The 21948-nt window shown below is 74.7% G+C and carries 21 protein-coding genes; 10 read left to right on the forward strand and 11 right to left on the reverse strand.

Annotation, left to right across the window (positions count from 1 at the left end):
* Window positions 1-6: 6 nt before the first annotated feature.
* From AB0O40_RS25125 to paaA, 6 genes are all read right to left on the reverse strand, one after another.
* Complete coding sequence (locus AB0O40_RS25125) at window positions 7-1137, reverse strand: acyl-CoA dehydrogenase family protein (protein WP_365045879.1); 1131 nt, start codon at window positions 1135-1137, stop codon at window positions 7-9.
* A 107-nt stretch (window positions 1138-1244) separates the two neighbouring features.
* On the reverse strand, window positions 1245-2333 hold the full coding sequence (gene paaE / locus AB0O40_RS25130; RefSeq protein WP_365045882.1) for a 1,2-phenylacetyl-CoA epoxidase subunit PaaE: 1089 nt from the start codon (window positions 2331-2333) through the stop codon (window positions 1245-1247).
* Window positions 2334-2828, reverse strand: coding sequence for a 1,2-phenylacetyl-CoA epoxidase subunit PaaD (gene paaD, locus AB0O40_RS25135; RefSeq protein ID WP_365045885.1), 495 nt, complete (start codon window positions 2826-2828; stop codon window positions 2334-2336).
* Complete coding sequence (gene paaC, locus AB0O40_RS25140) at window positions 2825-3556, reverse strand: 1,2-phenylacetyl-CoA epoxidase subunit PaaC (protein WP_365045888.1); 732 nt, start codon at window positions 3554-3556, stop codon at window positions 2825-2827. The genes paaD and paaC overlap by 4 nt, the downstream gene beginning before the upstream one ends.
* Window positions 3553-3837: a 1,2-phenylacetyl-CoA epoxidase subunit PaaB gene (paaB, locus tag AB0O40_RS25145; protein ID WP_365045891.1), complete on the reverse strand. Its 285-nt coding sequence runs from the start codon at window positions 3835-3837 to the stop codon at window positions 3553-3555. Before paaB ends, paaC begins: the two co-directional genes overlap by 4 nt.
* Window positions 3834-4835, reverse strand: a complete 1002-nt coding sequence (gene paaA / locus AB0O40_RS25150; RefSeq protein ID WP_365045894.1) for a 1,2-phenylacetyl-CoA epoxidase subunit PaaA — start codon at window positions 4833-4835, stop codon at window positions 3834-3836. The genes paaB and paaA overlap by 4 nt, the downstream gene beginning before the upstream one ends.
* A 134-nt stretch (window positions 4836-4969) precedes the next feature.
* On the opposite strand from paaA, the gene AB0O40_RS25155 reads away from it, so the two are divergent.
* Genes AB0O40_RS25155 through AB0O40_RS25165 form a run of 3 tightly spaced genes read left to right on the forward strand, consistent with a single transcriptional unit; the run spans window position 4970 to window position 7836 of the window.
* Entirely contained in the window at window positions 4970-5893 is a 924-nt protein-coding gene (locus tag AB0O40_RS25155) for a DUF5819 family protein (protein WP_365045897.1), read from the forward strand.
* Window positions 5890-7065 carry an HTTM domain-containing protein gene (locus AB0O40_RS25160; RefSeq protein ID WP_365045899.1) on the forward strand — a complete coding sequence of 392 codons (1176 nt, stop codon included), beginning with the start codon at window positions 5890-5892 and terminating at the stop codon, window positions 7063-7065. The genes AB0O40_RS25155 and AB0O40_RS25160 overlap by 4 nt, the downstream gene beginning before the upstream one ends.
* Window positions 7066-7074: 9 nt before the next feature.
* Entirely contained in the window at window positions 7075-7836 is a 762-nt protein-coding gene (locus tag AB0O40_RS25165; RefSeq protein ID WP_365045902.1) for a TrmH family RNA methyltransferase, read from the forward strand.
* Here the strand turns inward: AB0O40_RS25165 and paaN are convergent, their stop codons facing one another.
* The gene (gene paaN / locus AB0O40_RS25170) at window positions 7837-9519 is read right to left on the reverse strand and encodes a phenylacetic acid degradation protein PaaN (RefSeq protein ID WP_365045904.1); all 1683 of its coding nucleotides are present in this window, start codon (window positions 9517-9519) and stop codon (window positions 7837-7839) included. It lies immediately after the preceding gene.
* A 145-nt stretch (window positions 9520-9664) separates the two neighbouring features.
* Here paaN and AB0O40_RS25175 point away from each other — a divergent pair, with 145 nt between their 5' ends.
* The 4 genes from AB0O40_RS25175 (at window position 9665) to AB0O40_RS25190 (ending at window position 14197) form a co-directional block, all read left to right on the forward strand.
* Window positions 9665-11206: a 3-hydroxyacyl-CoA dehydrogenase gene (locus tag AB0O40_RS25175; protein ID WP_365045907.1), complete on the forward strand. Its 1542-nt coding sequence runs from the start codon at window positions 9665-9667 to the stop codon at window positions 11204-11206.
* Complete coding sequence (locus tag AB0O40_RS25180) at window positions 11203-11802, forward strand: TetR/AcrR family transcriptional regulator (RefSeq protein ID WP_365045910.1); 600 nt, start codon at window positions 11203-11205, stop codon at window positions 11800-11802. The genes AB0O40_RS25175 and AB0O40_RS25180 overlap by 4 nt, the downstream gene beginning before the upstream one ends.
* A gap of 488 nt (window positions 11803-12290) precedes the next feature.
* Complete coding sequence (locus tag AB0O40_RS25185) at window positions 12291-13496, forward strand: hypothetical protein (protein ID WP_365045913.1); 1206 nt, start codon at window positions 12291-12293, stop codon at window positions 13494-13496.
* Complete coding sequence (locus AB0O40_RS25190; protein ID WP_365045916.1) at window positions 13493-14197, forward strand: response regulator transcription factor; 705 nt, start codon at window positions 13493-13495, stop codon at window positions 14195-14197. Before AB0O40_RS25185 ends, AB0O40_RS25190 begins: the two co-directional genes overlap by 4 nt.
* Window positions 14198-14242: 45 nt before the next feature.
* On the opposite strand, the gene AB0O40_RS25195 is transcribed toward AB0O40_RS25190, so the two are convergent.
* Window positions 14243-14794, reverse strand: coding sequence for an Lrp/AsnC family transcriptional regulator (locus tag AB0O40_RS25195; RefSeq protein WP_365045919.1), 552 nt, complete (start codon window positions 14792-14794; stop codon window positions 14243-14245).
* A 179-nt stretch (window positions 14795-14973) separates the two neighbouring features.
* On the opposite strand from AB0O40_RS25195, the gene pdhA reads away from it, so the two are divergent.
* Genes pdhA through AB0O40_RS25210 form a run of 3 tightly spaced genes read left to right on the forward strand, consistent with a single transcriptional unit; the run spans window position 14974 to window position 18415 of the window.
* A complete protein-coding gene (gene pdhA, locus AB0O40_RS25200) occupies window positions 14974-16101 on the forward strand; it encodes a pyruvate dehydrogenase (acetyl-transferring) E1 component subunit alpha (protein WP_365045921.1) in 1128 nt (375 codons plus the stop codon).
* 53 nt (window positions 16102-16154) lie between these two features.
* Window positions 16155-17123, forward strand: a complete 969-nt coding sequence (locus AB0O40_RS25205) for an alpha-ketoacid dehydrogenase subunit beta (protein ID WP_365045935.1) — start codon at window positions 16155-16157, stop codon at window positions 17121-17123.
* Complete coding sequence (locus tag AB0O40_RS25210) at window positions 17123-18415, forward strand: dihydrolipoamide acetyltransferase family protein (protein WP_365045924.1); 1293 nt, start codon at window positions 17123-17125, stop codon at window positions 18413-18415. Before AB0O40_RS25205 ends, AB0O40_RS25210 begins: the two co-directional genes overlap by 1 nt.
* 88 nt (window positions 18416-18503) lie before the next feature.
* Here the strand turns inward: AB0O40_RS25210 and AB0O40_RS25215 are convergent, their stop codons facing one another.
* The 3 genes from AB0O40_RS25215 to AB0O40_RS25225 form a co-directional block, all read right to left on the reverse strand.
* Window positions 18504-19481 carry an NAD(P)H-quinone oxidoreductase gene (locus tag AB0O40_RS25215; protein WP_365045927.1) on the reverse strand — a complete coding sequence of 326 codons (978 nt, stop codon included), beginning with the start codon at window positions 19479-19481 and terminating at the stop codon, window positions 18504-18506.
* A gap of 45 nt (window positions 19482-19526) precedes the next feature.
* Complete coding sequence (locus tag AB0O40_RS25220) at window positions 19527-20576, reverse strand: potassium channel family protein (protein ID WP_365045938.1); 1050 nt, start codon at window positions 20574-20576, stop codon at window positions 19527-19529.
* Window positions 20577-20596: 20 nt separating this feature from the next.
* Window positions 20597-21948 (reverse strand): molybdopterin molybdotransferase MoeA (locus AB0O40_RS25225; protein WP_365045930.1); only part of this gene is annotated, 1352 nt, incomplete at its 5' end.

Consider the following 21948-nt stretch of genomic DNA (forward strand, 5'->3'; position numbering starts at 1 on the left):
CTGCGCTCAGGCCAGCGGGTGGGCGGCCAGGAGGTCGCCGAGGGCTTCCTCGTGGGCCGCGGCCGGGCCCAGGGAGAGCTCCAGCTGCTTGGCCCAGGCGTGGTAGCGGTGCAGCGGGTAGTCGGTGTCCGCGCCGAAGCCGCCGTGCAGGTGCTGGGCGGTCTGGACGACCCGGCGGACGCCCTCGGAGGCCCAGATCTTGGCCACCGCGACGTCCCCGGCGACGGGCAGCGGGCCGCCGGAGCCGCTGTCCAGGCGCCAGGCGGCCTGCCAGAGGGTGACCTCCATGGCGCGCAGGTCGATGTAGCGGTCGGCGGCCTGGACGGCCACCGCCTGGAAGGTGGCCACCGGGTGCCCGAACTGCTCGCGCTTGCTGGTGTAGGAGCTGGTCATGGCGAGGACGCCCTCGCCGAGCCCGAGGGCCAGCGCGCAGGTGCCGGTGGCGAGCAGGTGGTGCAGCCGGGGCCAGGCGTCCGGGGCGTCGATGAGGTGGCCGGCGGGGACCCGGACGCCGTCCAGGGTCAGCTCGGCCAGCCGCTCGCCGGTGGTGGAGAACTGCTCGGCCAGGCCCAGCCCCTCCGTGAGGCGGGGCAGCAGGGCGAGCACCGACCCGCCCGAGCCGGTGTGCGCGGGGAGGGCGATCAGGTCGGCGTCGTACGCCCAGGGCACGGCCGTGTGGGTGCCGTCCAGGATCCACTCCGCGCCGTCCTGCCGGGCGAGGACGGCCAGTTCGGCGGGGTCGTGGCCGGTGCGGCCGTTGGCCGCGGCGGTGAGCACCAGCTCGCCCCGGCCGGCCGCCGGGAGGAGCCCGGCCAGGGCCGGGCCGCCGTACTCCTGGAGCACCATCGCGGTGGCGCAGTGCTCCAGCAGCGGCACCCGGGCCAGCACCTTCGCCGATTCGCGCAGCACCAGGCAGAGGGCGATGACGTCGAGTCCGGCGCCGCCGTGCTCGGGGGCCAGCACCAGCGAGATCAGGTCCGAGCCGGCGAGCTTGGCCCAGAGGGGGCGGTCGAACTCGTCGGCCACCGCGCCCGGTGAGAGCGCGGGGCTGGGCACCCCGTCGGGGGCGACGTCCGCGAAGACGGCCTTCGCCGCTTCGACGGCGGCCTGCTGCTCCTCGGTGAAGGTGAAGTCCACTGCCGGTCCTCCCGCGCACGCAACCAGAACCTGTTCTATCTGACGGTGCGTCAAGATAGAACAGGTTCCGGGAATTGCACAGAGTGCGGGCGCCCGCGGTCCCGGCGCTACCGGTCGAAGTCCAGCTCGACCTCGTCGGTGACCGGGTGGGACTGGCAGGCCAGGACGAAACCGGCCTCCGTCTCCTCCTCCTCGAGGGCGAAGTTCCGGTCCATCCGCACCTCGCCGCGGACCAGGAAGGCCCGGCAGGTGCCGCAGACCCCGCCCTTGCAGGCGTAGGGGGCGTCGGCGCGGTTGCGCAGCACGGTCTCCAGGACGCTCTCGCCGTCCTGCACCGGCCAGGTGCCGGCCCGGCCGTCCAGCCGGGCGGTCACCCTGCTGTGCGCCGGGGCCGCCGCCCGCGGGGGCCTGGGGCCGGTCTCGTCCTCGACGTGGAAGATCTCTTCGTGGATCCGGGACCGGGGCACGCCCAGCTCCTTGAGGGCCTGCTCGGCGCCCTGCACCAGCCCGTAGGGGCCGCACAGGAACCAGCCGGCCACCTCGCCGACCGGCAGCAGCGCGGGCAGCAGCCCGGTCAGCCGCTCCCGGTCGAGCCGGCCCGAGCCGAGCCCGGCGTCCTGCTCCTCGCGGGAGAGCACGGTCACCAGCTGGAAGCGCTCCGGGTAGCGGTCCTTGAGGTCCGCGACCTCCTCCAGGAACATCGTCGAGGCGGCCGTCCGGTCGCTGCGGACCAGGCAGAAGCGGGCGTCCGGGCGCTCGGCCAGCAGCGTGGCGGCGATCGAGAGGACCGGGGTGATGCCGCTGCCGCCGACCACCGCGGCGTAGTGCCCGGCGGCCGGCTCCAGGACGAACCGCCCGGCCGGGGTCATGACCTCCACGACGTCGCCCGGGGCGATCTCCTTGTGGGCGTACGTGGAGAACTCCCCGCCCTCCACCAGCCGCACGCCCACCGTCAGCCGGGCGGGGCCCTGCTCACCGCGCGGGGCGGGCGAGCAGATCGAGTACGTCCGCCGGACCTCCGCGCCGCCGTCCGTGACCCGCCGCAGCGCCAGGTGCTGGCCCGGGGCGTGCCGGTACTCCGCGCGCAGCGCCTCGGGCACCTCGAAGGTGAGCGCCACCGCGTCGTCGGTGAGCCGCTCGACCGCCGCCACCCTCAGCGGGTGGAAGGCGCCGTGGCGGGATGCGGTGGCGGCCATCTAGAGCTCCTTGAAGTGGTCGAACGGTTCGCGGCAGCTGACGCAGCGCCGCAGCGCCTTGCAGGCGGTGGAGGAGAAGCGGCTCAGCAGCTCGGTGTCGGTGGAGCCGCAGTGCGGGCAGCGCACCGACAGCGAGACCGGCACCGGCCCCTCGGCGGAGTGCGACCGGGGCGGGGCGATGCCGAACTCGGCGAGCTTGCGCCGGCCTTCGGCGCTGATGTCGTCGGTGGACCAGGCCGGGGCGAGGACCGTGCGCACCGACACCTCGCGGATGCCGTGCGCCCGCAGGGCCCGCACGATGTCGGCCGACATGGCCTCGATCGCCGGGCAGCCGGTGTACGTCGGGGTGAGCACGACCTCCGCCGCGCCGTCCGGTGCGACGGTGACCCCGCGCAGCACGCCCAGCTCGGCCAGGGTCAGCACCGGCAGCTCCGGGTCCGGGACCTGTCCGGCGAGCTCGGCCAGTTCCTCCTCGAGCCGGGTCGGGGTGGTCACCACGACGCACCCGGGTGGCTGCGGTGCAGGTGCTGCATCTCGGCGAGCATCCGCCCGAAGGGCTCGGTGTGCAGGCCCTGCCGGCCCGCGCCCGCCGCCCAGGCGCCGGTGCGGGGGCCCTCCGGCAGCGTCAGTCCGGCCTGCGCCAGCACCGCACCGACGTCCGCCAGCCAGCGGGCCTCCAGGCCGGTCCGGTCGAGGTCGAGCCCGGGCACCGGCTGGAAGGGCTCGCTGGTGAACCGCCAGAGCGCGTCCAGGCCGGCGCGGAGCCGGGCCCGGCTCTCCTCGGTGCCGTCGCCCAGCCGGAGCGTCCACTGCACGGCGTGGTCGCGGTGGTAGGCGGTCTCCTTCACGGCCTTGGCCGCGAGCGGGGCGAACTCACCCGACCCGGCGGCCAGTTCGCCGTAGAGGAGGTGCTGGTAGGAGGAGAAGTAGAGCTGGCGCGCGATGGTGTGCGCGAAGTCGCCGTTGGGCTGCTCGACCAGCTGGAGGTTGCGGAACTCCCGCTCCTCGCGCAGGAAGGCGAGCTCGTCCTCGTCGCCCGCCATGGAGAGCAGCAGCCGGGCCTGGCCGAGGAGGTCCAGGGCGATGTTCGCCAGCGCCACCTCCTCCTCCAGGACGGGGGCGTGCCCGGCCCACTCGCCCAGCCGCTGGGCGAGGACGAGGGCGTCGTCCCCCAGTGCGAGGGCGGCGGCGGTCGCGGTGGCGGTGGTGTCGGTCCCGGTCACAGGTTCTTCACCCCGTCCGGTACCTCGTAGAAGGTGGGGTGGCGGTAGGGCTTGTCCGCGGACGGCGCGAAGAACGGGTCCCGCTCGTCCGGCGAGGAGGCGGTCACCGCGGCGGAGGGCACCACCCAGATCGAGACGCCCTCATTGCGCCGCGTGTACAGGTCGCGGGCGTTGCGCAGCGCCATCTCGGCGTCCGGGGCGTGCAGGCTCCCGGCGTGGGTGTGCGAGAGCCCCCGGCGGGAGCGCACGAACACCTCCCACAGCGGCCAGTTCTGCGTCATGCCCGTGCCTCCCCTTGCTCTTCCTGCGTCGGTGCGGTGTGCGTGTGCTTGGCCGCGTAGGCCGCGGCGGCCTCGCGGACCCAGGCGCCGTCCTCATGGGCCTTGCGGCGCTGGGTGATGCGCTGGTCGTTGCACGGGCCGTTGCCCTTGAGGACGTCCCAGAACTCGGTCCAGTCGATGGCGCCGAAGTCGTGGTGCCCGCGGTCCTCGTTCCACTTGAGGTCCGGGTCCGGCAGGGTCAGCCCCAGCGCCTGAGCCTGCGGGACGGCGATGTCGACGAAGCGCTGGCGGAGCTCGTCATTGGAATGGCGCTTGATCTTCCAGGCCATCGCCTGCGCGCTGTGCACCGACTCGTCGTCCGGCGGGCCGAACATCATCAGCGAGGGCCACCACCAGCGGTCCACCGCGTCCTGCGCCATGGCGTGCTGCGCCTCGGTGCCCTGCGACAGGGCCAGCAGCAGCTCGAAGCCCTGGCGCTGGTGGAAGGACTCCTCCTTGCAGATGCGGACCATCGCGCGGGCGTACGGGCCGTAGGAGCAGCGGCAGATCGGGACCTGGTTGGTGATCGCCGCGCCGTCCACCAGCCACCCGATGGCACCGACGTCGGCCCAGGTCAGGGTGGGGTAGTTGAAGATCGAGGAGTACTTCTGCTTGCCGGAGTGGAGCTTGTCCAGCAGCTCGTCCCGGCTGGTGCCGAGGGTCTCCGCGGCGCTGTAGAGGTACAGGCCGTGGCCCGCCTCGTCCTGCACCTTGGCCATCAGGATCGCCTTGCGGCGCAGCGAGGGCGCGCGGGTGATCCAGTTGGCCTCGGGCTGCATGCCGATGATCTCGGAGTGGGCGTGCTGCGCCATCTGGCGGACCAGCGAGGCGCGGTACCCCTCCGGCATCCAGTCCCGGGGCTCGACGCGCTCGTCGGCCGCCACGGCCGCCTCGAACGCGGCCGCGAGCGCCGGGTCGGGCACCTGCCCCGCCGCCGCGTCCTGGGTCACTGCAACCATCCTGGCCCCCTGTCCGGGTCCCGACCGACCGATCGTTCGGTTCGTCCTCTTCAATGGTGAGACGGCGGCCCGTAGGGTGTCAACCTCTGTGGACTCTGAGGATGGCGCGCAGGACGGCCGAGGAGCGGGGCGGGATGGACACGAACGAACGCGAGGCCCCGCCGGAGGGCCCCGCGGAAGCACCCGCGCCGGGACCGGAGGCCGTGCTGCCGGCCCCGGCCGGCCCGCCGCCCGAGCCGCCCGCGGACCGGCCGTCCGATCCGGCGCCGGAGCCCGTGCCCGGCCCGCCGCCGCTGCCGTCCCCGGACCGGCCGTCCGATCCGCCGCCCGAGCCGCCCGCGGCGGACTCCCCCGACGGCCCGGTGCCGCCGGAGGGCATAGCCGGCGGGCGGGCGCCCGGGATCGCCGGGCTGTCCCGGCCGTACCGGGTCCTGGCCGCGCTGGCCCTGGCGGCGGTCGCGGTGACCACCGGCTGGCACCTCGCGATGGTCTTCCTGCACGTGGCCCCCGCCAACACGGTCAGCAAGCGGCACTCGCAGGTGGTGGACGACTGGATCTACCCCGAGTTCGAGCAGAACTGGAAGCTCTTCGCCCCCAACCCGCTCCAGCAGAACATCGCCGTGCAGGTGCGGGCCGAGCTGCGCACGCCCAGCGGCGAGCGGGTCACCACCGGCTGGCGGGACCTGTCCGCCGACGACGGCGCGGCCATCGAGCACAACCCGCTGCCCAGCCACGTCGACCAGAACGAGCTGCGGCGCGCCTGGGACTTCTTCACCGGCTCGCACGACGACCAGAACAAGCCCAGCGGTGAGCGCGGCACCCTCTCCGAGGCCTACCTGCGGCGGATCGCGGTCCGGCGGCTGTACGCGCACGACCCCGCGGGCATCCTCCTGAAGGTCCAGCTCCGCTCGGCCACCCGGTCGGTGGCCGCGCCGCCCTTCGGGGACGAGAAGACCGACACCCAGGCCTTCTACCGGGAGCTGCCCTGGTGGAAGGTGACCCGGACCGACCTCCCCGCCTCGGCGAGCGGAGCCCAGCGCGAGGAGACCGCCCCGTGAGCCCCCGTACCCGGGCCGCCGACGCGCTCGGCAAGGTGACCGGCCGGGCCCTGGGCCCGTACCAGAGCGCCGTGATCCGGATCGGCTTCGCCGGGACCTGGCTGCTCTTCCTGCTGCGGGAGTTCCCGAACCGGCACGAGCTGTACGGGCCCGAGGGCCCCTGGAGCTGGCCGCTGGCCGAGCGGCTGGTCGCCGGCAACCACGCCTTCACGGCGCTGCTGTGGACCGACGGGAACCTCTGGTTCGAGCTGGTCTACGCGCTGGCGGTGCTCTCCGGCGTGGCGCTGCTGGTGGGCTGGCACGCGCGGGCCGCGTCGGCGGTGTTCATGATCGGCGTGCTGTCGCTGCAGAACCGCAGCGTCTTCATGGGGGACGGCGGGGACAACGTCATCCACCTGATGGCGATGTACCTGGTGCTGACCCGGTGCGCGCAGGTCTGGTCGCTGGACGCGCGCCGGTCCGCCCGGGCCCGGGCGGCGGGCGCCCCGCTGCCGGCCGGGCGGGCCGGTCCCTGGCTGTGGGCGGTGCTGGGGGCCGCCCTGCTGGCCGCCACCGCGGCCGGGAAGCTCACCGACGGCTGGCTGGCGGTCTTCGCCGTGCTGTGGGCCGTGCAGGGGCTGTGGTGGCTGGCCGAGCGGTACGACCCGCGGGGGGAGGGCCGGGCGCTGCTGGACGTGGTCGCCAACCTGCTGCACAACGCGGGCATGCTGGTGATCATGGCGGAGGTCTGCCTGATCTACGCGACGGCCGGCTGGTACAAGATCCAGGGCTCGCGGTGGCAGGACGGGACGGCGCTGTACTACCCGCTGAACCTCGACTACTTCTCGCCGTGGCCGGCGCTGTCCTCGCTGCTGGGGTCCAGCGGGGTGGTGGTGCTGCTGCTGACGTACGGGACGGTGGCGGTGCAGGTCGCCTTCCCCTTCACGCTCTTCAACCGGCGGGTCAAGAACGTCCTGCTGGCGGTGATGATGCTGGAGCACGCGGGGATCGCGGTGCTGCTGGGCCTGCCGTTCTTCTCTCTCGCGATGATCGCCGCCGACGCGGTCTTCCTCCCGACCGCCTTCCTGGTGTGGACCGCCGCCCGCCTGCCGCGCCTCTCCGGCCGCGCCGGGACCGAGCGCACCGGCGCGGGGCGTCGGTGGCGGGGCGACGTGCCGGCGCCGGGTGCATAGGGTGGGGGGATGGGTGAGAGCGGGGCCGCGGTGGCGGAGGCGGTGGCGGGGTGGCAGGCCGCGCGGGACGAGGGCGTGCTGCTCGACGGGTTCCACGCGCTGAAGCACGCGCTGCGCTTCGGGGCGGACGTCAGGGCCGGGCTCACCGACGACCGCACCGCCCTGCTGCGGCTCGCGGAGCAACTGGCCCCGGACGTCGCCCCCGCCCTGCAGGACGTGGTCCGCGAGGTCCCGGCGCAGGTGCTGCACGAGCTGCTGCTGAAGGTGCACCCCACCGGTGTGGCCGCGCTCGCCGCCCGCCCCGACCGCGCCGCGCACCTCGCCGCGCTCGCGGGGCCGCGTACCGCGCCGGTCGTGGTCCTGGACAACCCCCGCCACCTCGGCAACGTCGGCGCCGTGGTCCGGCTCGCGGCAGGCTTCGGGGCCACCGGGGTGGTCACCACCGGCGACATGGACCCCTGGCACCCCAATGTGGTGCGGGCCGGCGCCGGGCTGCACTACGCCACCGCGGTCGAGCGGCTGGCGCTGGCCGAGCTGCCGGCCGGGCCCCTCTACGCGCTCGACCCGGAGGGCGAGGACATCCGTGCCCTCACCCTCCCGGACGACGCGCTGCTGGCCTTCGGCTCCGAGCGGCACGGGATCTCGCCCGAGCTGCGCGCCCGGGCGGACCACCTCGTGTCCCTGCCGATGCGGCCGCTGGTGTCCAGCTACAACCTGGCCACCAGCGTCGCCATGACCCTCTTCCACTGGGGCGGGCCGCACCCCGCCTGATCAGGCCTGGCGGCGGACCTCCACCACCCGGAAGCGGTTGGCGACGAACGCGCCGTCGCACAGCGCGGCGTTGGCGGCCGGGTTGCCGCCGGAGCCGTGGAAGTCGGAGAAGGCCGCGGTCTGGTTGACGTACACCCCGCCCGTGAGGTTCAGCGAGAGCTGCGCCGACTCCTCCAGGCAGACCTCCTCCAGCGCCCGCTCGGTGTCGGCGGAGGTGGTGTACGCGCCGACCGTCATGGCGCCCTTCTCGCGGACCGTGCGCCGCAGCAGCTCCAGGGCGTCGGCCGTGGAGTCCACGGCCACCGCGAAGGAGACCGGGCCGAAGCACTCGGAGAGGTAGGCGGCCTCCGGGTCCGGCTTCGAGCCGTCCAGCTTGACCATGACCGGGGTGCGGACCACCGCGTCCGGGAACTCCGGGTTGGCGACCTCGCGGGAGGCCAGCGCGACCTCGCCGAGCCCGGCCGCCGCCTCCAGGCGGGCCTTGACGTCCGGGTTGACCAGGGCGCCCAGCAGGGCGTTGGCCCGGGCGTCGTCGCCCAGCAGGCCGCTCACCGCGCCGGCCAGGTCCGCGACCACCTCGTCGTACGACTTGGCGCCGAGGTCGGTGGCGATGCCCTCGCGGGGGATGAGGAGGTTCTGCGGGGTGGTGCACATCTGGCCGCTGTACAGGGACAGCGAGAAGGCCAGGTTGGAGAGCATGCCCTTGTAGTCGTCGGTGGAGTCGATGACGACGGTGTTGACGCCGGCCTTCTCGGTGTAGACCTGCGCCTGGCGGGCGTTGGTCTCCAGCCAGTCGCCGAAGGAGGTCGAGCCGGTGTAGTCGATGATCCTGATCTCGGGGCGCAGCGCCAGTTCCTTGGCGATGCCCTCGCCGGGCCGCTCGGCGGCCAGTGCGACCAGGTTGGGGTCGAAGCCGGCCTCGGCCAGCACCTCGCGCGCGACCTGGACGGTCAGCGCGAGCGGCAGCACGGCGCGCGGGTGCGGCTTGACCAGGACCGGGTTGCCGGTGGCCAGGGAGGCGAACAGGCCGGGGTAGCCGTTCCACGTGGGGAAGGTGTTGCAGCCGATCATGAGCGCGATGCCGCGGGCCACCGGCGTGAAGGTCTTGCCGAGCTGGAGCGGGTCGCGCTTGCCCTGGGGCTTGGACCAGTCGGCCTGGCCGGGCACCCGGGTCTGCTCCTCGTACGCGTAGGCCACCGCCTCCAGGCCGCGGTCCTGGGCGTGCGGGCCGCCGGCCTGGAAGGCCATCATGAAGGCCTGGCCGCTGGTGTGCATGACCGCGTGGGCGAACTCGTGCGTCCGGGCGCCGATCCGGGCCAGGATCTCGATGCAGACCAGCGCGCGGGCCTCTGGCCCGGCCTCGCGCCAGGCCGCCATGCCGACCTTCATCGCGGGCAGCAGGACGTCCGCGTCGACGTGCGGGTACTCGACGCCCAGCTCGATGCCGTACGGGGACACCTCGCCGCCCGCCCAGCCGTCGGTGCCGGGCTGGCCCAGGTCGAAGCGGGTGCCGCGGAGGGCGTCGAAGGCCGCCTGGCCGTCGGCGGGGGCACTCTCGCCGTAGGCCTTGGGGTGCTCGGGGTGCGGGGACCAGTAGGCACGGCTGCGGATCGCCTCGAGCGCCTGGTCGAGGGTGGGCCGGTGCTTCTCGGAAAGCTGGGGGACGGTGAGGTCGGCGGGCATCAGGGACCAACTCCTCGTTGAGCCGGGCGGATCGCGCGAAGGCAGGGAGAGAAGAGCAGACTGGAGTTAGAGTAACCGAACGATCGGTCGGGACAAGAGGGCCCGGGGTCCGGTCCTGGACGGCTTATGCGGGAGGATCGGGGTCATGACAGGAATCGAGAGGTCCCGCCCGGTGGCGGTCGTCGGCGCGGGCACGATGGGCCAGGGCATCGCCCAGGTGGCCCTCCTCGCAGGTCACCCCGTGGTCCTCTTCGACGCCTTGGCCGGCCGGGCCGAGGTGGCCGTGACGGCCGTCCGGGAGCGGGTGGAGCGGCTGTGCGCCAAGGGGCGCCTGGACCGCGCCGCGGCGGACGCCGCGATCGGCCGGATCACCGCCGCCGGGGAGCTGGCCGGGCTGGCCGAGGCCGCCCTGGTGGTCGAGGCGATCCTGGAGGACACCGCCGTCAAGTGCGAGCTGTTCGCCGCGCTCGAGGCCGTGGTCGCGCCGGACTGCCTGCTGGCCACCAACACCTCCTCGCTCTCCGTCACCGAGCTGGGCGCCGCCCTCAAGCACCCGGGCCGCTTCGTCGGCCTGCACTTCTTCAACCCGGCGCCGCTGCTCCCGCTGGTCGAGGTGGTCCGGGGCCACGCCACCGACGACACCGCCGTCGAGCTGGCCCACGACACGGCCCTGGCCTGGGGGAAGACCCCGGTGCGCTGCTCCGACACCCCCGGGTTCATCGTCAACCGGATCGCCCGCCCCTTCTACGCCGAGGCCTTCGCGGTGTACGAGGAGCAGGGCGCGGACCCGGCCACCATCGACGCCGTGCTCCGCGAGAGCGGCGGCTTCAAGATGGGCCCCTTCGAGCTGACCGACCTGATCGGCCAGGACGTCAACGAAGCGGTGACCCGCTCGGTGTGGGAGTCCTTCTTCCGCAGCCCCAAGTTCCTGCCCTCGCTCGCCCAGCGCCGGCTGGTCCAGTCGGGCCGGCTCGGCCGCAAGTCGGGCCGGGGCTGGTTCTCGTACGAGGACGGCGCCGCGGCCCCGGAGCCGCACACGGCCGGTCCCGAGGAGGCCCCGGCGCAGGTGACCGTGGTCGGCGACCTCGGCCCGGCCGCGGAGCTGGTGGCGCTCATGGAGGAGGCGGGCGTCGAGGTGGCGACCGCGGACGCCGGGGGCCCCTACATCCAGCTGCCCGGCGAGGGACAGCTGGTCCTCGCGGACGGCAAGACCTCGGTGGAGTTCGCGGACGTCGTCTACTTCGACCTCGCCCTCGACTACCGCACGGCCGGCCGGATCGCCCTCTCCGCCTCGCCGGACACCTCCGAGCGGACCCTGGCCGAGGCCGTCGGCCTCTTCCAGAAGCTCGGCAAGCGGGTCAGCGTGATCGGGGACGTCCCCGGCATGATCGTCGCACGGACCGTCGCGATGCTGATCGACCTGGCCGCCGACGCGGTGGCCAAGGGCGCGGCGACCGCCGAGGACATCGACACCGCGATGCGCCGGGGCGTCAACTACCCCCTCGGGCCCGGCGAGTGGCACGAGCGGCTCGGCCAGGACTGGGCCTACGAACTGCTCCAGAACCTCGACGGGCGGTGCCCGGGTGGCCGGTACGCCCCCTCGCTGGCCCTCTTCAAGTTGTCCTACGCCGAGGACGGCTCGCAGGACGCCGACGCGGAGGCCGTCGAGGACGGGGAGGACGCGTGACCACCGTCCGGCGGGACACCTACACTCCCGAGACGCTGCTCTCGGTCGCGGTGCAGGTCTTCAACGAACGCGGCTACGACGGCACCTCGATGGAGCACCTGTCCAAGGCCGCCGGCATCTCGAAGTCCTCGATCTACCACCACGTCGCGGGCAAGGAGGAGCTGCTGCGCCGGGCCGTGAGCCGGGCGCTGGACGGCCTCTTCGGGATCCTCGAGGAGCCGGGCGCGCTGCGCGGCCGCGCGGTGGAGCGGGTCGAGTACGTCACCCGGCGGACGGTGGAGGTGCTGGTCGCCGAACTGCCCTACGTCACGCTGCTGCTGCGGGTGCGCGGCAACACCCGCACCGAGCGGTGGGCGCTGGAGCGGCGCCGCGAGTTCGACCACCGGGTCGCCGAACTCCTGGGCGCCGCGCAGGCCGACGGCGACCTGCGGGCGGACGTGGACACCCGGCTGGCCACCCGGCTGCTCTTCGGCATGGTCAACTCCCTGGTGGAGTGGTACCGGCCGCAGGCGGGCGGGGGCGTGGACCCGGAACAGGTCGCGGCCGCGGTGGCGCACCTGGCCTTCGACGGGCTGCGCACGGCCCCGGGGCGCTAGTACCGGCTCGTCCCGACGGCCCGGGCCCGCCGGATGCGGCGGCCGGGCCGTCGGTGTCGTCCGGTCCGGGGACCCGGCAGCCGGATCCGGCCTCCGAAAAGGGCTCCGCCGGACCGGGCGGCCCCTGCGCGCTCGGCCCGGCGGAGCGTTCCGCCACCCATGGGTCATGCCGCGCCGCGTGCGGACATGCCCGCGGGCCGTCGCCGGGTACGGGGGTCCCGGCGACGGCCCACTCCCCCCTTGGGCAGGCGGTTCAGGGGGAGTCGTTGATTCCCGAGGCGTGCAGCGGCACCGCGGGGGAATCCGCCCGGACGCCGGAGCGCCCGCGCCAGCTGAACCGGCCACGTAGTTGCGACACGTTTCCTCCTGACTGGAAACGACCGAAACCGTCTGTCTGGCTACTTTCTTGACGGTCTTGAAGTTAGCGAGATCCACTGAGAGCGGGGTACCCGCCCTTTCAGGGGGGTGTGTTCACGGCGGAGGCTGTGGTGAGGATCGGCTCGGGGCTACAGCGCGCGCAGCGCTTCCTGATCCTGGCGACCGGACTGTACCGGGCCAGTCACCTCGCCGTGGGCGCGGCCGCGGTGGCCCGGCGGCCGCCTGGCACGACCGGCGGACCCGCCCCCTGGGTCATCCTCGGCACCGCCCTCGCCCTGAGCCTGATGCTCTACGGCGGCGCGCACTCCCGGGGCTGGTTCGACCGCCGCTGGGTGTGGGCGGACGTGCTGATCACCGGCTGCGCGCTGCCCTTCCTGGGCACCACGGCCCTCGGCGACGAGGCGGTCGCCCCCAAGGGCTGGCTGATGCTGCTGGGCGGGTCCGCGACCGGGACGGCCGGGGTGGCGCTGAGCCTGCGGGGCGGCACGACGGCCGTGGTGCTGGTGGTGTGCGCCCACGCCTGGGCCCGGGGCCACGTCTCGGGCGAACTCATCGGGCACTCCATCTCGGTGGTCTCCTCGGCCGTGATGACCGCGGTCTTCTGGTGGTACCTGCGCCGCCAGGGGGCGCTGCTGGACGACGCGCAGCAGCGGGCGGTGACCGCGGAGGCCCGGCGGGCCCGGGAGGCGGAGCGGCTGGCCCACCACCGGGCCCTGCACGACACCGTGCTCGCCACCCTGACGGCCATCGCCGCGGGCGTGGTGGACGCCAACACCCCCCAGGTGCGGGAGCGGTGCGCCCGCGAGGCGGCGTACCTGCGGCGGCTGGTGCAGCGGGACGACGAGCCCCGGCCGGGCGGTGCCGAGCTGCCGGTCCCGGTGGGGGCGGCGCTGGAGGAGGCGGTCCGGTCCGCCGAGTGCCTGGGCCTGAAGGTCAGTGCGCAGTACCACGCGCTGCCGGAGGTGCCCGGGCCGGTGGCCACCGCGCTGTCCGCGGCGGCGGCCGAGGCGCTGAACAACGTCCGGGTGCACGCCGGCACCGGGCGGGCCTACCTGACCGCGGTGGGCGGCGGCGGCCCGGCAGGCCCCGCGGCCGGGGACGGGCCGCAGGTGGTGGTGACCGTGGTGGACCGGGGCGCGGGCTTCGATCCGGAGCCGGCCGGCCCGCCCGGCGCGGCCGGGACCGTCACGGCCGCCGGGACCGGGACGGGACTGCGGCGGTCCGTGCACGCCAGGATGGCGGCGGTGGGCGGTCTCGCCCTGGTGGAGAGCGCCCCCGGAGAGGGCACCCGAGTGGAACTGAGGTGGCCCGCGTGATCACGGTGGCGGTGGTGGACGACGACCGGATGCTCCGGGACGGGCTGCGCTCCTGGCTGGCCGGTACCGACCGGCTGCGGCTGCTGGCGACCGTGCCGACCGTGGGGGCGCTGCTGGCGGCCCCGGCGGCCGACCGGGCCCCGGGAGGGCCCGTGGGGGCGCCGGGAGCCCCCCAGGAGCCGTCGGGGCCGCCGGACCCGCCCGCCGACGTGGTGCTGCTGGACCTGGTCCTCGGCGACGGCTCGGTCCCCGAGGAGAACGTCCGCCGGCTGCGCGCGGCCGGCAGCCGGGTCCTGATGATCAGCACGGTCACCGACCGGGAGCGGATCGTCGCCACCATCGCCGCCGGGGCGGACGGCTACCTCACCAAGGACCAGCCGCTGGAGGCGCTGGTGGAGGCGGTCGAGGCGATCGCCGCCGGCGGCACCGGGCACAGCCCCGAACTGGCCTTCGCCTGGGCCTACGACACCGGCCCGGCCCGGCCGCGGCTGGCGCCCCGGGAGCTCCAGGTGCTGCTCGACTACGCCTCCGGGCTCACCCTCAAGGCCACCGCGCGGCGGGCCGCCATCAGCCCGAACACCGCCAAGTACTACCTCGACCGGGTCAAGGAGAAGTACCAGCAGGCCGGCCGGCCCACCTACACCAAGATCGACCTGGCGCTGCGGGTCCGGGAGGACGGGCTGGCCGACCCGGCCCCCTGACCGGGGGGCTCGGGCGGGCGGGGCTACGCCCCACCTCGGGCGGGGCTACGCCCCGCCCGAGGTGAACGGGTCGAGGTCGGTCTCCTCGAAGACCAGCAGCGTCCGCGTCGACAGCACCTCGGGGATGGACTGCAGCCGGGTGAGGACCAGCTCCCGCAGCGAGCGGTTGTCGGGGGTGTGCACCAGCAGCAGGACGTCGAAGTCGCCGCTGACCAGCGCGATGTGCGCGGCCCCCGGCAGCTCCTGCAGCTGCTCGCGGACCGTCCGCCAGGAGTTCTGCACGATCCGCAGGGTGATGTAGGCCGAGGCGCCCTGCCCGGCCCGCTCGTGGTCGACCCTGGCCGAGAACCCCCGGATGACCCCGTCGTCGATGAGCCGGTTGATCCGGGAGTAGGCGTTGGCGCGGGAGACGTGCACCCGCTCGGCGACCGACCGTATCGAGGCGCGGCCGTCCGTCTGGAGCATCTGGAGGATCGAGCGGTCGATGGCGTCCAGCGGACGGGCCGGGGCGGCGGGGACGGGGGTCTCCGGGGCCGGCACGGGCAGCGGGGCCTCGGGGCCCTCCTGGGCCGGCTCGGCCATTTGTTCATCCGCCATCGCCTGCGGCTCCCCTCTCCTGGACGTCCTGCGTCCATCCCAGGCTCTGCGGGCACTTTTGTCCACAGCCTCCGGTGGCCTGTAGCCAAAATGCGTCCACGACCGAACAATCGGTAGGTGAGGCACCTCACAGCCGAGGCTGCCCTATGCCCGCTTCCTACGAGGAGGTGCCTGCCGACATGACGGTCCAAGAGCTGCCCGGTGCGGACTACCGTCCCACCCCGCCGCCGGCCTGGAGGCCCCGTACCGACGCCGCCCCGCTGCTTCCGGACGCCGAGCCCCACCGGGTCCTCGGCACGCCCGCCGCGGACCGTCTCGACCCCGAGCTGATGCGCCGCTGCTACGCCGAGCTGGTCCGCGGCCGGCGGTACAACGCCCAGGCCACCGCCCTCACCCGGCAGGGCCGGCTCGCGGTCTACCCGTCCACGGTCGGCCAGGAGGCCTGCGAGATCGCGGCCGCGCTGGTGCTGGAGGAGCAGGACTGGCTCTTCCCGAGCTACCGCGACACCCTCGCGGCCGTCGCCCGGGGCCTGGACCCGGTCCAGGCGCTGACGCTGCTGCGCGGCGACTGGCACACCGGCTACGACCCGCACGAGCACCGGATAGCCCCGCTGAGCACCCCGCTCGCCACCCAGCTGCCGCACGCGGTCGGCCTGGCCCACGCGGCCCGGCTGCGCGGCGACGACGTGGTCGCGCTCGCCATGGTCGGCGACGGCGGCACCAGCGAGGGCGACTTCCACGAAGCCCTGAACTTCGCCGCCGTCTGGCAGGCCCCGGTGGTCTTCCTGGTCCAGAACAACGGCTTCGCCATCTCCGTGCCGCTCGCCAAGCAGACCGCCGCGCCCTCCCTGGCCCACAAGGCCGTCGGGTACGGCATGCCCGGCCGGCTGGTCGACGGCAACGACATCGCCGCCGTCCACGACGTCCTCTCCGAGGCCGTCCACCGCGCCCGGTCCGGCGGCGGGCCGACCCTGATCGAGGCCGTCACCTACCGCATGGAAGCGCACACCAACGCCGACGACGCCACCCGCTACCGCGGCGACGCCGAGGTCGAGGCCTGGAAGGGGCACGACCCCATCCTGCTGCTGGAGCGCGAGCTGACCGCCCGCGGGCTGCTCGACGAGGCCGGCATCGAGGCCGCGAAGGAGTCCGCGGAGACGATGGCCGCGGCCCTGCGCGAGCGGATGAACGCCGAGCCGGTGCTGGACCCGATGGACCTCTTCACGCACGTCTACGCCGAGCAGACGGACCAGCTGCGCGAGCAGGCGGCCGTGCTCCGCGCCGAACTGGAAGCCGAGGCCGAGTGATGGCCACCGTGGCGCAGACCGCGACCCCCGCGCAGACCCGCAAGCCCGCCACCATGGCGCAGGCGCTGACCCGCGCCATGCGCGACGCGATGGCCGAGGACCCGACCGTCCACGTGATGGGCGAGGACGTCGGCGCCCTGGGCGGGGTCTTCCGGATCACCGACGGGCTCGCCAAGGAGTTCGGCGAGGACCGGGTCACCGACACCCCGCTCGCCGAGGCGGGCATCCTCGGCACGGCCGTGGGCATGGCGATGTACGGGCTGCGCCCGGTGGTCGAGATGCAGTTCGACGCCTTCGCCTACCCGGCGATGGAGCAGCTGTTCAGCCACGTCGCGAAGATGCGCAACCGCACCCGCGGGGCGATGTCGCTGCCGATCACCATCCGCATCCCGTACGGCGGTGGCATCGGCGGCGTCGAGCACCACTGCGACTCCTCCGAGGCCTACTACATGGCCACCCCGGGGCTGCACGTGGTCACCCCGGCCACGGTCGAGGACGCGTACGGCCTGCTGCGGGCCTCGATCGCCTCCGACGACCCGGTGATCTTCCTGGAGCCCAAGCGGCTGTACTGGTCCAAGGCGGACTGGTCGCCCGAGGCGCCGGCGGCGGTGGCGCCGATCGGCCGCGCCGTGGTGCGGCGGCCCGGCACCAGCGCCACCCTGATCACCTACGGTCCGTCCCTGCCGGTCTGCCTGGAGGCCGCCGAGGCCGCCACGGCCGAGGGCTGGGACCTCGAAGTCCTCGACCTGCGCTCGCTGGTGCCCTTCGACGACGAGACGGTCGCCGCCTCGGTGCGCCGCACCGGCCGCGCGGTGGTGGTCCACGAGTCCACCGGCTTCGGCGGCCCCGGCGGCGAGATCGCCGCGCGCGTCACGGAGCGGTGCTTCCACCACCTGGAGGCGCCGGTGCTGCGGGTGGCGGGCTTCGACATCCCGTACCCGCCGCCGATGCTGGAGAAGCACCACCTGCCCGGCGTGGACCGGATCCTTGACACGGTCGCCCGACTCCAGTGGGAGAACTGATGCCACAGGTACTGGAGTTCAAGCTGCCGGACCTCGGCGAAGGCCTCACCGAGGCCGAGATCGTCCGCTGGCTGGTGGCCGTGGGCGACGTGGTCGCCGTCGACCAGCCGGTGGTCGAGGTGGAGACCGCCAAGGCGATGGTCGAGGTGCCCTGCCCGTACGGCGGCGTGGTGACGGCCCGCTTCGGCGAGGAGGGCACCGAACTCCCGGTCGGCGCCCCGCTGCTGACGGTGGCGGTCGGCTCGGGCACCACGCCCGCGGACGAGCCGGCCCCGGCCGAGAGCGGTTCGGGCAACGTCCTCGTCGGCTACGGCACCGACCACTCCCGGCCGGCCCGGCGCCGGCGGGTGCGGCCGGCCGGCCCGGCGGCTCCGGCGGCCGCGCCTGTCGCGCCGGCTCCGGTGGCGGTCGCCGCTCCGGTGGCCGCGCCGGCGCCCGCCGGCCCGGTGCCCGTCATCTCCCCGCTGGTCCGCAAGCTCGCCAAGGACCACGGCGTCGACCTGCGCTCGCTGGCGGGCAGCGGGCCCGAGGGCCTGATCCTGCGCGCCGACGTCGAGGCCGCGCTGCGCCCGGCCCCGGCGGTCGCCGCCACCCCCGCCCCGGCCGGGGAGCGGATCCCGCTCAAGGGGCTCCGCGGCGCGGTGGCCGACAAGCTCTCCCGCAGCCGCCGGGAGATCCCGGACGCGACCTGCTGGGTGGACGCGGACGCCACCGAACTCATGGCCGCGCGGGCCGCGATGAACGCCGCGGGCGGTCCCAAGATCTCCGTGCTGGCGCTGCTGGCCCGGATCTGCACGGCCGCGCTGGCCCGGTACCCGGAGCTCAACTCCACCGTCGACCTGGCGGCCGGCGAGATCGTCCGGCTGCCCTCGGTGCACCTGGGCTTCGCGGCCCAGACCGAGCGCGGGCTGGTCGTGCCGGTGGTCCGGGACGCCGGCCGGCTCGGCGCGGAGGGCCTGACGGCCGAGTTCACCCGGCTGACCGAGCTGGGCCGGGCGGGGCGGCTGTCCCCGGCGGACCTCACCGGCGGGACGTTCACGCTCAACAACTACGGCGTGTTCGGGGTGGACGGCTCGACGCCGATCATCAACCACCCGGAGGCGGCCATGCTGGGGGTCGGGCGGATCGTCCCCAAGCCGTGGGTGCACGCCGGGGAGCTGGCGGTCCGCCAGGTGGTCCAGCTGTCGCTGACCTTCGACCACCGGGTCTGCGACGGCGGCACGGCCGGCGGCTTCCTCCGGTACGTCGCCGACTGCGTGGAGTCCCCCTCGGTGCTCCTGCGCACGCTCTAGCCGGCGACCGGCGGGCCCGCCCCCGCCGGCCCGCTCGCCGCCGGGTGCGACCCGGCAGCGGGCCGGCCGACGGGGGCCGCCGCATCCGCTAGCGGACCAGCAGGACCTTGCCCACCGGGGCGCCGGACTCGAGCGCCGCGTGCGCCTCGGAGGCCTCGGCGAGGGGGAAGCGCCGGTCCACGACCGGGTGCAGGCGGCCGGCCTCGATCAGGGGCCAGACGTGCTCGCGGACGGCCGCCACGATCGCGGCCTTCTCGTCCACCGGCCGCCCCCGCAGCGTCGTACCGGCCACCGCCGCCCGCTTGGCCAGCAGCGCGCCCAGGTTGAGCTCGGCCTTGACCCCGCCCTGGAGCCCGATGATCACCAGGCGGCCGTTGACCGCCAGCGCGTCGACGTTCCGGGACAGGTACTTGGCGCCCATGATGTCCAGGATCACGTCCGCCCCGGCACCCCCGGTGGCCTCCTTCACCTCGGCCACGAAGTCCTGCTCGCGGTAGTCGATCAGCACGTCCGCGCCCAGTTCCTTGCAGCGCGCCAGCTTCTCCGCGCTGCCGGCCGTCACGGCCACGCGCGCCCCCACCGCCTTAGCCAGCTGGATGGCCATGGTCCCGATCCCGCTGCCCCCGCCGTGCACCAGCAGCGTCTCCCCCGGCCGCAGCCGGGCCAGCATGAACACGTTGGCCCAAACGGTACAGACCACCTCAGGCAAGGCCGCGGCGGTGATCGGGTCCACGCCCGCCGGTACCGGCAGCAGCTGTCCGGCCGGGACCGCGACCTGCTCGGCGTACCCGCCGCCGGTCAGCAGGGCGCAGACCTCGTCGCCCACCGACCAGCCGGTGACGCCCGGGCCCAGGGCCGTGATGCGGCCCGCGCATTCGAGGCCGGGGTAGGGGGAGGTGCCCGGGGGCGGGTCGTAGAAGCCCTGGCGCTGGAGCAGGTCCGCCCGGTTCACGGCACTGGCGGCGACCTCCACGAGGACTTCGCCCTCGCCGGGTACGGGATCGGGGACTTCGGCCCACACCAGGGCCTCGGGTCCGCCGGGCTGGGGGATCGTGATCGCATGCATGGCCGCGAGGCTACTCGGCCCCGGCCCCCGCGGCCCGGCCCCGGACTAGTCCGCGTCCGCGCCGTGCGGCTTCGCGCGGACGATGACGATCAGGCGGTCGGTCAGCTCCAGCGGGCTGGCGTGCGGGTCGTCGTACGCCAGCAGCCGGTGCCCGCGCACCACGCTGACCACCAGGTCGTCGGTCTCCCGGACGCCCTTGCCCACCTCGGCCCTGGTCACCGGGCGCTCCAGCAGGTCCAACCCGCTGCCCTGCTGGATCAGGTCCTCCATGACCGTGCCCGCGCTCGGGCTGAGCACCGACAGGCCCAGCAGGCGGCCGGCCGCGCTGGCGCTGGTGATCACCGCGTCCGCACCCGACTGGCGCAGCAGCGGGGCGTTCTCCTCCTCACGGACCGCCGCCACGATCTTCGCCCCGCGGTTGAGCTGCCGGGCCGTCAGGGTGACCAGTACCGCAGTGTCGTCCCGCTGGGTGGCGACCACCACCTGCCGGGCCTTGTGGAGTTCGGCGCGCAGCAGCACGTCGGTGCGGGTCGCGTCGCCCACCACCCCGGTGAACCCTTCGGAGTTGGCCATGTCGATGACCTTGGCGCTGGGGTCGACGACCACCACCTGCTCCTTGCGCAGGCCGGTGGCCAGCAGCGTCTGGAGTGCGGAGCGGCCCTTCGTGCCGAATCCGACGACGACGGTGTGCTCGCGCAACTGGGCCCTCCAGCGGTTCAGTCGCCACTCCTCGCGGGTCCGCTCGGTGAGGACTTCGAGAGTGGTGCCGACCAGGATGATCAGGAACAGCACGCGCAGCGGCGTGATGAGCAGGACGTTGGCCAGCCGGGCCGAGTCGCCGTACGGGACGATGTCGCCGTAGCCGGTGGTCGACAGGGTCACGGTGGCGTAGTAGACGGAGTCGAGCAGGTCGACCTTGCCGTCGGCGTTGTCGTGGTACCCGGCCCGGTCGATCCAGACGATGAACACGGTCAGGACCAGCACGGTCAGGGCCATCAGCAGCCGCTTGCCGACCTGTCGCAGCGGGCGCTCCACCACCCGCTTGGGCAGCTTCACCCGGCGGGTGACCAGGCTCTCGTCGGCCCCGCGGGCCATGGCGTCGTGGCCTGGTTGTTTCACGTGAAACAACGCCCGTGGGGCCACGGCAGGTCGAGGAGTTCGAGCTCCTGTCCCGCCCGCGCGCCGTGCGGCGGTACCACCGCCAATGCGTCCGCGGCCGCGATCCCGCGCAGCATGGCCGGGCCGTTGTAGCGCAGCGGTACGGCGTGCTCGCCGCGCAGCACCACCGGCACCAGCCGGGTGTCGTACGGGTGCCCCTGGACCTCGTCCCGGACGGGGACGGTGTACAGCGGCGCGGGGCCGTGCCCGGCCAGGGCCCGCAGCAGCGGCTCGGCCAGGGTCAGCAGCCCGGAGACGGCGGCCAGCGGATTGCCCGGCAGGCCCACCAGGTGCCGTCCGGAGGCGAGCCGGGCCAGCAGCATGGGGTGCCCGGGGCGTACCGCCACCCCGTCGACCAGCAGCTCGGCGCCGGCCCGGTGGAGGACCGGGTGGACGTGGTCCACCGGGCCGGCGGCCGTGCCGCCGGTGGTCAGCACCAGATCGGCGGTGGAGCCGGTGACGGCCGCGTACAGGGCCTCGGCGTCGTCACCGAGCCGCCGGGTCCCGACGACCTCGGCACCGAGGGCGGTGAGCCAGGGGCCGAGCAGCGGACCGAGGGCATCGCGGATCAGCCCCTCACGGGGCAGCCCCGAGGACAGCAGCTCGTCGCCGAGGACCAGCACCTCCACCCGGGGGCGGGCCACGGTGGTGAGCTCGTCGTACCCGGCCGCGGCCGCCAGCCCGAGCACGGCGGGGGTGACCGGCACCCCGGCGGGCAGCAGCAGGTCCCCGGAGCGGCACTCCTGGCCGCGCGGGCGGATGTCCTGGCCGGTGTGCACCTCGCGCTCGGCGTACAGCCGGGCCTTGGCCGGGTCGTGGTGGGCGTGCTCGCTGCGGATCACGGCGGTGGTGTCGGCGGGGATCCGGGCGCCGGTGGCGATCCGGACGGCCTCGCCGTCGGCCAGCGGGGCGGCGGGCGCGGAGCCCGCGAGCACGCCCCCGGGGTCCCCGGCCGCCGCGTCGTCGGTACCGCGGACCCGCCAGGGGCCCGGGCCGGCCACGGCCCAGCCGTCCATGGCGGAGGTGTCGAAGGAGGGCAGGTCGGTCAGGGCCTCCAGGGGCCCGGCCAGTACCTCGCCCAGGGCATCGGCCAGCGGGGTCCGGTGGCTGCGGGAGCCGGCGGCGGCGCCCGCCCGGGCGGCGGTGGCCCGGGCCCGCTCCCAGGGGGTGGCGGTGTGCCGGTGGCCGCCCGCCGCGGTGTCGTGCGAGGGGCCGGCGGCCGGTCCGGAGCCGGCCGCGGCCGGGGGCCGGGCCGAGGCGGCCGGTGCCCGGCTGACCAGGGCCGCGCCTCGGCCACGGCCTTCTCGGC

Source organism: Streptomyces sp. NPDC089919 (assembly GCF_040684615.1).
In the GTDB taxonomy this organism is placed as follows: Bacteria; Actinomycetota; Actinomycetes; order Streptomycetales; family Streptomycetaceae; genus Streptomyces.